10 protein-coding genes are annotated in these 9,406 nt (G+C 46.0%); 4 read left to right on the forward strand and 6 right to left on the reverse strand.

All coding sequences use genetic code 11. From position 1 onward, the window contains the following. Window positions 1–504 precede the first annotated feature (504 nt). The gene (locus AA84_RS0110625; protein WP_028977185.1) at window positions 505–1,107 is read left to right on the forward strand and encodes a response regulator; all 603 of its coding nucleotides are present in this window, start codon (window positions 505–507) and stop codon (window positions 1,105–1,107) included. Window positions 1,108–1,137: 30 nt separating this feature from the next. Here AA84_RS0110625 and aguB read toward each other — a convergent pair whose 3' ends face one another. Beyond that, window positions 1,138–2,016: an N-carbamoylputrescine amidase gene (gene aguB / locus AA84_RS0110630; protein WP_028977186.1), complete on the reverse strand. Its 879-nt coding sequence runs from the start codon at window positions 2,014–2,016 to the stop codon at window positions 1,138–1,140. Beyond that, window positions 2,013–3,068: an agmatine deiminase family protein gene (locus AA84_RS0110635; protein ID WP_028977187.1), complete on the reverse strand. Its 1,056-nt coding sequence runs from the start codon at window positions 3,066–3,068 to the stop codon at window positions 2,013–2,015. The genes aguB and AA84_RS0110635 overlap by 4 nt, the downstream gene beginning before the upstream one ends. Before the next feature lie 190 nt (window positions 3,069–3,258). Between AA84_RS0110635 and AA84_RS0110640 the strand changes: the two genes are divergently transcribed. Next, window positions 3,259–3,867, forward strand: coding sequence for a DedA family protein (locus AA84_RS0110640; protein ID WP_028977188.1), 609 nt, complete (start codon window positions 3,259–3,261; stop codon window positions 3,865–3,867). On the opposite strand, the gene AA84_RS17670 is transcribed toward AA84_RS0110640, so the two are convergent. Beyond that, on the reverse strand, window positions 3,864–4,355 hold the full coding sequence (locus AA84_RS17670; RefSeq protein ID WP_051577949.1) for a hypothetical protein: 492 nt from the start codon (window positions 4,353–4,355) through the stop codon (window positions 3,864–3,866). The two genes, AA84_RS0110640 and AA84_RS17670, sit on opposite strands and share 4 nt — an antisense overlap. Before the next feature lie 90 nt (window positions 4,356–4,445). Next, complete coding sequence (locus tag AA84_RS0110650; RefSeq protein WP_028977189.1) at window positions 4,446–5,630, reverse strand: GGDEF domain-containing protein; 1,185 nt, start codon at window positions 5,628–5,630, stop codon at window positions 4,446–4,448. 307 nt (window positions 5,631–5,937) lie between these two features. On the opposite strand from AA84_RS0110650, the gene AA84_RS0110655 reads away from it, so the two are divergent. Continuing rightward, window positions 5,938–6,876, forward strand: a complete 939-nt coding sequence (locus tag AA84_RS0110655; protein ID WP_028977190.1) for a VanW family protein — start codon at window positions 5,938–5,940, stop codon at window positions 6,874–6,876. A 190-nt stretch (window positions 6,877–7,066) separates the two neighbouring features. Here AA84_RS0110655 and AA84_RS0110660 read toward each other — a convergent pair whose 3' ends face one another. Further along, complete coding sequence (locus tag AA84_RS0110660) at window positions 7,067–8,500, reverse strand: purple acid phosphatase family protein (RefSeq protein WP_028977191.1); 1,434 nt, start codon at window positions 8,498–8,500, stop codon at window positions 7,067–7,069. 265 nt (window positions 8,501–8,765) lie between these two features. On the opposite strand from AA84_RS0110660, the gene AA84_RS0110665 reads away from it, so the two are divergent. Continuing rightward, window positions 8,766–9,188, forward strand: a complete 423-nt coding sequence (locus AA84_RS0110665) for a (deoxy)nucleoside triphosphate pyrophosphohydrolase (RefSeq protein ID WP_028977192.1) — start codon at window positions 8,766–8,768, stop codon at window positions 9,186–9,188. A 19-nt stretch (window positions 9,189–9,207) separates the two neighbouring features. Here the strand turns inward: AA84_RS0110665 and AA84_RS19405 are convergent. Then, on the reverse strand, window positions 9,208–9,406 hold a 199-nt coding region (locus AA84_RS19405; RefSeq protein ID WP_028977193.1), incomplete at its 5' end, for a hypothetical protein.

A 9,406-nucleotide genomic window follows, 5' to 3' on the forward strand; every position in this document is an offset into this window, starting at 1 on the left:
AATCGGTGAAAAAACGAAAAGGGTTATCTCCTTGTGGGGAAAGCGTTTTGGCCAGTTAGCAAATTAGGCTATGAATAATTCAGGATAAAACTTCTTTATGTTCGTGTTGATAAACCTTGCACCTTTAAAAGAACAGCCTGTTAAAACGTTGCCATGTCATGCGTTCAGGCGCTAAAACCGGGCAAAAAGCGCCCGGTCCCTAATCTTCAGCCATGTATGATGGGTTCGTGTCTTTTCGGTGCTGAATCGTCGCTTCGGTTACTCGCTTGCCGCGGGCGCACCACGAGCCTCCTCAGACAGGCAAGAATCTGCGGGCTGTCCCTATTCTATTTTTTGTCACTTACATTTTTCATCGTTTTGAGAACACTTGGATCAGCAACAAAGTCGGTCGGAAACCGATCGCATTGCTTCCATTAAATTGCTTGGAGGTCTTTCAAATAGAAAATAACACTAGCAAACGGATCTAGGATTCATTCCGATTTTCGTTGGATTGGATGGATAAACATGACGCTTAACATCGTATTAATTGATGATCAACTGCTCGTGCTGATGGGGCTGAAAGAATTACTTGAAAAGGAATCAGATATGCATGTGCTTAAAATCGTGCATGAGCCTGAAAATCTTGCAGCACTCGTCACCAGCACAGCACCGGACCTGCTGATTATTGATCTTCTGCTTAAACAAACAAACGGAATCGAATTAACAAGGACGATAAGGAAAACAAATACAGAAGTGAAAATTATTATTCTCTCCGGGTGCACCTGCGATGAGTATGTAGCGTCAGCAAAGCAGGCGGGCGCAAACGCGTATATTACCAAAGATCATTCAACTAGGGAACTGGTTCATGTGATCCGTGCGGTCATGCAAGGAAAGAAAGTCTTTCCTTTAGTTAAGCCGGTCATTCCTAATGAACCGCTCACGGCGAAAGAACTCACTATTTTAAAATATATTGCTAACGATTTGACAAATTATGAAATTAGCAAACAGCTGTCCATTAGTCAGCGTACCGTCGAGTATCACATTTCTGAAATTCTGAAAAAATTGGGCGTGGAATCACGTGTTGGTGCCGTTGTCCGTGCCATAAAAAAGGGACTGCTGAAGCTGTAATCGCGGCAGTCCCTCACATTTTAATTGGTCTTATTTGAAACGCCGGTCGCCATCATAAGAAGTCAGAATCTGGTACAAGTCCGGTCGGCGATCACGAAAAATCCCCCATTCAAAACGCATCTCTTGAAGCTTATCCAAATCAAATTCAGCGACCAGAGTGGTTTCACTTGTCCGATCCGCTTCGCAAAGCTTGTTCCCTTGGGGTCCGGCAATAAACGAAGACCCATAGAAGGTAATTTGTGAATCGCCATCTGCTTCAGTCCCGACGCGATTTGACGCGATCACAGGCATTAAATTCGATGCAGCATGTCCGAGCATACAGGTCTGCCAATGCTCCTTCGAATCAATCGACGCATCATACGGCTCCGAACCAATTGCCGTAGGATAGAAAAGCAGTTCGGCCCCCATAAGCGCCATGCAGCGTGCCGACTCGGGAAACCATTGATCCCAGCAGATTCCTGCACCAATTTTTCCAAATTTTGTTGACCAAACTTTAAAGCCGGTGTCGCCAGGATTAAAATAAAACTTTTCTTCATAGCCAGGTCCGTCAGGTATATGACTTTTTCGATAGGTACCCAGCACAGATCCATCGGCATCAATCATCGCCAGCGCATTGTATAAGGCATTATTCTTTCGTTCGTAGAAACTTAGCGGCAGAACAACCCCAAGCTCACGCGCAATCTTTGCAAAGTGCTCCACTGCCTGACTGTCTTCCAGTGATTTCGCCAACGCGTAGTATTCCGTTTTTTCTTTTTGACAGAAATAAGGCGTCTCAAACAGTTCCTGAAGCAAAATGATCTGCGCGCCCTTAGCCGCCGCCTGACGTATCATCGCTTCAGCTTTATGAATATTTTCTTCAGCAGACCAGGAACAGCTCATCTGCGTTGCCGCTACTTTCACTTTTCTCAACTTGTTCCACTTCCTCTCTTCCGATAAACCGGCATTTGCTGCGTGGCACAATGGACATTTCCGCCTTCACCGATAATTGCTGTACCGTCAACCGGACGAATGCGCCGATCAGGAAATGTTTGAGAAAGAATGGTGATCGCTTGCTGATCCGTTTCCTCGGCATCGCCACCGAAAATCGGCAGAATGATCCCTCCGTTAACAAAATAGAAATTCAAATAACTGAGTGTCAACCGCTCGCTGCCATTCATTCGTTTCGGCGGTTGCGGCACGCGAATCACCTCAAGCTTCCTCCCTTTGGCATCCAGCATCTGTCGCAGTCGGGCAATATTTTCTTCTGTGATCTGCCAATTCTCATCGTTCGAGTCGCCGCAGCTTTGAATTAAGATCTTTCCGGGCGCAGCAAAACAGGCGATATTATCTACATGGCCATCCGTCTCATCACCGGAAAGACCATGCTTAAGCCAGATGACTTTGCTGATATTGAGATATTCGTTCAGTTTCTGTTCAATTTGCGCGCGATCCAGCTCAGGGTTCCGATTCGCATTTAGCAAGCATTGTTCCGTTGTTAACAGGCTGCCCTCGCCATCAACATGAAAGGAGCCCCCCTCCATGACCAAGGGCGCATCATAGCGTTTAATCCCCAGTTCATCAAGCAGTTTCGCTGCCAAGGCATCATCAAGGTCCCAAGGAGTGTACTTACCGCCCCACGCATTGAAGCGCCAATTTACACCCGCAAGTGCTTCTTGTTCATTAATGAGAAAAGTCGGTCCGTTGTCGCGCACCCAGGAGTCATTATGCGGAAGGACGCGCAGATTAATGGGATAGGCAGAAGGGTGAAGAAACGAAGATACCTTCGCTTCCTCATTCTCATTAATCAGAACGACCACAGGCTCAAATTCGGCAATCGCTTGAGCAAAGGCCGCGTACCCACGGCAAACCTGTGCATAATTTTCCGGCGCGCACATCGAGGCGCGCACCGGCCACGAAAGAAAGGTACACGCATGGGTCTGCCATTCGGCAGGCATTCGATAAGTCAATTCGTTTGGGTTCATCAAGTCAGTTCCCTCATATCTCTATTTAAGTTGTCCTAAACTGTATGTTATCATAGAAAAGCGAAAGAAAAAGCGTCTGTTTTTCACCTTTTTCAGTCATGCATTACATCCGAAAACGCAAGAAAAAAGCAATGGAAATGCAACCATCCCCCGTTCAACCAAACGATTTCGATGAAAGCGAGGAGCGCAGATGCAGGACTGGATTGTGACCTTCATGGAGACACATGGTTATACCGGTGTTTTCTTAATGATTTTATTAGAGAATGTTTTTCCGCCAATCCCTTCCGAACTGATCCTTACCTTCGGAGGCTTTATGACCACAAAAGCGCGGCTGACGATACCGCTTGTCATTCTTTTTGCCACAGCAGGTTCAGTAGCCGGTGCTGCCCTGCTCTATGCGATTGGCCGCATATTCAGCATTGAGCGACTGGAGCAGGGCGTCGCTCGCTGGGGACATCTTCTGCGCTTGAAGCCCGGCGACCTGAGCAAAGCAAGCCGCCGTTTCGAAAAACACGGCTATCGAGCAATCTTCTTTTGCCGAATGATCCCGCTCATTCGCAGTCTGATTTCGATTCCCGCCGGCATGGCACGGATGAATTTTCTCTTTTTCCTGATCTATACCGCAGCAGGAACGTTGATCTGGAATACCCTTTTAGTCGTACTCGGTGCCGCATTTGGAAAGTCATGGGACAAAGTCTTAGAATGGATGGATCTGTACGCGCACATCACCTATGTGGGGATTGGTGTAGCTTTAGCAGTCTTAGTTTTCTATTGGATCAAAAAAAGGCACAGAAACTAAATGTGAGCATGATGAGCGCCGATGGCTCGTTTGTGCAAAGGAAGCAGCCAGCGATAAATAATAAAAAAGTTGATTAATGAATAATGCATGCCCCAATGCAAATGACGGTAGTAACCGGCGGTAATCGCAAGCCATTCAATAAGCAAAGAGATAAGCGTGAATAGGATGGGCAGAACCCATCTTCTTGCCACTGTCCAATAGTTTAAATAGATGATCGCCAAACAGGATGGAACCGTACTGATCACAAGGAGATCGGCAATACCGATCCCATGATTGCTTCCGTAAACAAAGGTCTCAAAGTAGATTGCGGAAATAATGTCCAAGATCCACGCAGCACCGCATACGACTCCAAACGTCATATAGATCTGTCGCCATGTGAGCTGCCGTTTTTTCATGACTAAAACATAAAGAATCAAGAGCAGAGCGATCAATAATGGGAACCAAATCCCCTTCGCCTGCAGGTCCATTCGTGTAAAAAAAATGTGCATACCAAAAGAACTCCTTTTCCTGCTTTTTACCGCTAGTATCCGGAGCTTGTACACATTTCATTCAGATTGGCGGACAAATACAGCCAATCGTCACAGTTCTTTCAGATATTGCCCGCGGCAAGCCCTGTTCTTTCCATTCCTTTTCGCCCTATAAAGGGCGTTATCACAAGAAATATAAAGTCGTTCGCTATCGGTATACGCATCTGGAATCAGCGTGACAAGCCCAATGCTGATTGTATACATCAACGATTGATCAGGCAGATGAATCGTTGACGCGGCAATTTCTACGCGAATCCTCTCCGATTCTTGTTCGGATTGCTGTTCATCGTATCCCGGCATTAAGATGGCGAATTCATCGCCACCAAAACGAGCGAACAAATGGTGCTCATTAAGCCTGCCAAGGATGTGTCGTGAAAGACTGCGCAGCACCCGATCGCCGACATCATGACCGAATGTATCGTTAATCGACTTAAACCTGTCCACATCAAACAGCAGCAGAGAAATAGGCTGTTGTTTTCTTGCATAGCGGTAAATCGCGCTTTGGGTACGCTCAAAAAATGCACGCCGATTAAGCGCGCCCGTTAAATCATCATGGTTGGCCAGATTCAACAGTTTCTCATCTGTCACTTCTTTAAGCAGTAAAACAAACCCGGTTCCGCCGAGAATGAGCGATAAATTAAGTGTCAAATAGGCAAGGCTTGTCACCAATGAACCACTGAAGAGGCTGTGGTCAATCGTATGATGCAGCAGCATAATCGAAACCGATCGTACAAAGTGAGAAACCATAATAACAAGATACAAAAAGCCGATCAGCCTCATGAGCAGCGAATTACCGGCTCCCAAAAGCATACGAAAAACAGGTAAAAGCAGCAACACTCCGAGACATGTCGCTGCAAAGGCCACCCGTAAATTCAAATCATTACGCGTAAACAGAATCAGATGAAAAGAAACGATGCTTGCCGCAGTCATCCATTGATAGTAATGACGCAGCCGCAATGTATACGTACGGGTCAACTGCAACAACGCACAGGCCTCCATTGCACAGCCGGCAAAAAGCAGACTGTTGCCAAAAGCGGCAGTAACCCGATCCAATGCGCCTCCATTAAAGAACACAATGATCCAAGCCGCGGTCTGCAGACACCTGCCTTGAAAAAACGTACGCAGCGTCTCCTCATAACGATGCCTAAGCAGATAAGCGCCAATCATCAAGGCTACCACTGCATTTCCAGCAATAATAAAGCCAAGGTAAAATTTTAAATTCAGTAAAAGATTCATGAACGTTCATCTTCTTCCAAAAAGCAATTCATTCATTTTAGCAAAAACTGCTGACTTATTATATATACTTTCGAGCGATTTCACCAATTATTTAGAACTTCTTTCACCTGTGAATGCCTGCCATTTCTCAGTAACAGGCAATGGCGCCATGAATGAGGAGAAAGCGTTGTTGTCTCCTTACCCTGACCGCACGCGGCAAGTCTTGATTATGTCCAATTCTTCAGCGGTTCACGTTTCATTGCTTTAAAATCAGCACGGCTAAAATGATAAAAAGCGCTCATACTAACGTCGGGAGGTGTGCGTCTTGATGCGATTACTTATGGCGGCTGGGATTCTGCTTCTATGCCAACAGCCAGACTTTCCCGATAAACTCATCATGACCAATCATGGAAAAATTGTGATGAAAGCGGATCCTGCTGAGCTTTCCGTTCCATTTCTTCCGCTAATCGATCAAAGAAAGCTCGACGCATTCACGCAGCGTATTGCTCGAAAGGTCTATAAAGCGCCGGTGAATGCAAGGATTGGCCACAGCGGTACGATTCGACCTGGAAAAAATGGAGAAACATTAGAGCGTCACCAGTTTAAAAAGCAGCTGTACCACCACACGTTTAGCCACAACCAATCGAAACTAAAATTGCCGCTCCTCACCCTTTACCCAAAAGTTGACGAGGAACTTCTGTCACAAATCCGTGAGCAGCGTATTAGTTCTTATCAAACCTTTTTTAATGCCGGAAATAAAAGCCGTTCCCATAATATCGAACTTGCGGCCAAAGCGCTTGACAGTCATGTTGTTTTTCCCAATGAGGTCTTTTCATTTAATCAAACCGTCGGCATGCGCACCAAGGCGAAAGGCTATCTGAGTGCCAAAATCATCGTCCGCGGCGAATACGCCGAAGGAATTGGCGGCGGCATCTGTCAAGTATCATCAACTCTCTTTAATGCTGTAGATCGTGCCGGCTTAAAGATTGTGGAGCGGTATTCACACAGCAAACGGGTCGCTTATGTACCTGAAGGCCGCGATGCCACGGTCAGCTGGTATGGACCGGATTTTCGTTTTAAGAATACATCGAATCAGCCCGTCCTGATTCGCGCCCATAAATACGGCGGAACGATTGCCTTCGCCCTCTACTCATCCGACATGATTCAACTTTCGAAACGCAACGTACCTGAAGCATCAAAACGGGTACCGAAGGAGATTAAGAAAGAAACGGAAGGTGACAAAACACAATCACTAGATACGCCTTAACAAAAAACAAACGGTATGCCTGATTTCAGGTTTGATACGAATTTTGCTATGTTTGATTCAACTTTTCAAGTTTGATGTTTCCTCCGCGGTGAGTGATCCACAAGTCGATCGTGTATCATTTCCTAGGCAACAAAAATAGAACGAAGCTGAGCCTCGTCCTGTTCTAATCGTTTTTCTTATGAGATTCGTGTTATTTCTTAACGATACCGAATTGATCAACGATATATGGAGCAGTTCCTTTCATGCGGTCAATTTCATAGACCACAACGGAGATCTTCTTTTTATCAATCGTTACTTTTGAGAAGTTTTGGATTGCACCGCGTACCGGTCTTGAAGGATCACTTGGATCAAGCCCGTATTTCAGTGCGTGATTTTCTTCAGCGCGGACAAATTTGCTGTAGAATGCCTCACCAAGTTCAGGGGAAGTATTTTTCTTGTACACTTTTGGGCCAGCAGTCGCCGGGATGGAGTAGACCGTTCCATCCGGATTTACTGAATAGGTCATCCGCTGACCATTCATCCATTCCGTAATCTGCTTTGGATGGGTTGCCTGGTTATCCCCATTGATTGGCAGCGTACGTGCATAGATGTGATCATGACCCTGGATGACCAGATCGACGCCCAGCTTGCCAATCAGCGGCGCGATTTTATTGCGCACTCCGTTTTCGCCAATGATATCCGAATCAGTTGCGTGGTTGGACGTTGTATACGGACCCTTGTGGATCAAGACCACGCTCCACTTCGCGCCGTTTGCCTTGGCTTTCTTAATATCGTTAGTCATCCAGTTCACTTGTTCTGGGGTGAAATCGCGGTACTGCTCTGAATCTTCATTGGTATTCAGCACCGTAAAATGGGTATTGCTGTAGTTAAAGGAATAGTACGCGCCGGTCGTTGTATCGGTGTTTGACGCTGCCGGTTTCAAATTAAAATGATCGATAAACGCATGGTTCTTGTCTTCATGGTTTCCTGCGGCCGGAACAACCGTTGTGTTCCCCCATACGTTTTGGCTGTTATTGATCAGCCAATCCCATTGATCTTCAACCACACCATTATCGACAAAATCTCCGGTAACGGTCATGAAGTCAAAATGTTTTACGGTTGCTGCAGCCTGCTTGAACGTGTCTGCGGCCAGCTGGCCCTCTTCCTCGGTCTTCGCTTGCGGGTCAGTCAGTTCCAGAAAGGAGAACGCACCATTTTTCTTTGGCGCCGTTTTGATTACGCCAACCGAGCTCCAGATGTTCTGCTTCGCATCGCCGACACGGTAATAATACTCTGTGTTCGGTCGCAGGCCTTTTGCTTCAGCTTTGTGCATGCGTTCCTCACTGTCATTCGATGAAATCGCGCTTGTCCCTTTGAACGTCAGTGCTTCTTTGAAAATCGGCTTCTTTTTGCTCTTGCCATTCTTCTTCACCAGCTGCAGATCACTCTGGGTTGAAGCAAGCGATGTATACCACGTAAACCCCTTGGTCGTTCGCGCGTCCCCCATAAATGTCACAACCACTTTTTTCACCGCCGGATTGGGGCTTTCAGCTGATGCACTGCTTAAGAAACCTGATGAACCAACAAGAAGTGCCAGCAGCAAAGTCAACCCAACAACAATGGAAATCATTTTCTGTCTCACCATTAAATCCTCCACTCCCTCTGTTTTTAATCGATTTTCAACCTCATAGAAAAGTTTAACGGACGGGTATTAATTGAAGGAAAATAAGAGATTTTCTTTATGTAAATCGCAGGATGATCCACCCAGGCGGAAAGTCTAGCTGAGTTGATGGAAACATGCCCAGGTTTTTCAGTTTGATCGCTCGCCTAATCAAGCGGTGCACCGAAACCTACAACAATGCGAAAACATGTATAATCGTATATGTACGAATCTGATTTGAGGTGATTTCATGCGCAAGACTTTATCCGTAGTTGCAGCTATTTTAGAGAATGATCAGCACGAGATTATGTGTGCGCTTCGCTCTCCTAGAATGTCAATCCCAAATCAATGGGAATTTCCTGGTGGGAAAATTCAGGAAGGAGAAACACCTGAGCAAGCGATTGAACGGGAAATTCGTGAAGAACTCAAGTGCAGCATAAAAGCAAATCGTATTTTCCTTGTTAGTCATCATGACTATGATACATTCTCGATTAATCTAACTGCGATACGCTGCACACTAAAAGAAGGAGTTCCAACCGCCCATGAGCATTCAAAACTGATCTGGCTGAAACGTGAAAATCTTAACGCTCTTAAATGGGCACCAGCCGATGTAGCGACCATGGAACAACTCGTGAAAGAACAACAAGAAAAACCAAGCTATCTTTATCCTTAAACCACTCTGAACGCGGCTTTCATTCACCAACAATATACTTGAAAGACACTTCAGCTGCTCGCTTGCCGCGGGCAGTCCAGGAGCCTCCCCGGACACGCAATTTATCTGCGGGGTCTCCTTTGGCCTGCACTGAGGCCGCTGAAAAACTGTCGATTTTTTGATCTGAGAATTCTGGTTGGCGCAAAAAAGGACCACTTTTCGTCTGCGTTTTGACAAAA

It is taken from the genome of Sporolactobacillus terrae DSM 11697, from assembly GCF_000648615.1.
GTDB lineage: Bacteria > Bacillota > Bacilli > Bacillales > Sporolactobacillaceae > Sporolactobacillus > Sporolactobacillus terrae.

What these genes read in the sequence shown, in the direction of transcription:
- AA84_RS0110655 (WP_028977190.1), top strand. Translation starts at nt 5,938, where the DNA reads ATGCGATTACTTATGGCGGCTGGGATTCTGCTTCTATGCCAACAGCCA.
- AA84_RS0110625 (WP_028977185.1), top strand. Translation starts at nt 505, where the DNA reads ATGACGCTTAACATCGTATTAATTGATGATCAACTGCTCGTGCTGATG.
- AA84_RS0110640 (WP_028977188.1), top strand. Translation starts at nt 3,259, where the DNA reads ATGCAGGACTGGATTGTGACCTTCATGGAGACACATGGTTATACCGGT.
- AA84_RS0110665 (WP_028977192.1), top strand. Translation starts at nt 8,766, where the DNA reads ATGCGCAAGACTTTATCCGTAGTTGCAGCTATTTTAGAGAATGATCAG.
- AA84_RS0110635 (WP_028977187.1), bottom strand. Translation starts at nt 3,068, where the DNA reads ATGAACCCAAACGAATTGACTTATCGAATGCCTGCCGAATGGCAGACC.
- AA84_RS0110660 (WP_028977191.1), bottom strand. Translation starts at nt 8,500, where the DNA reads ATGGTGAGACAGAAAATGATTTCCATTGTTGTTGGGTTGACTTTGCTG.
- AA84_RS0110650 (WP_028977189.1), bottom strand. Translation starts at nt 5,630, where the DNA reads ATGAATCTTTTACTGAATTTAAAATTTTACCTTGGCTTTATTATTGCT.
- AA84_RS17670 (WP_051577949.1), bottom strand. Translation starts at nt 4,355, where the DNA reads ATGCACATTTTTTTTACACGAATGGACCTGCAGGCGAAGGGGATTTGG.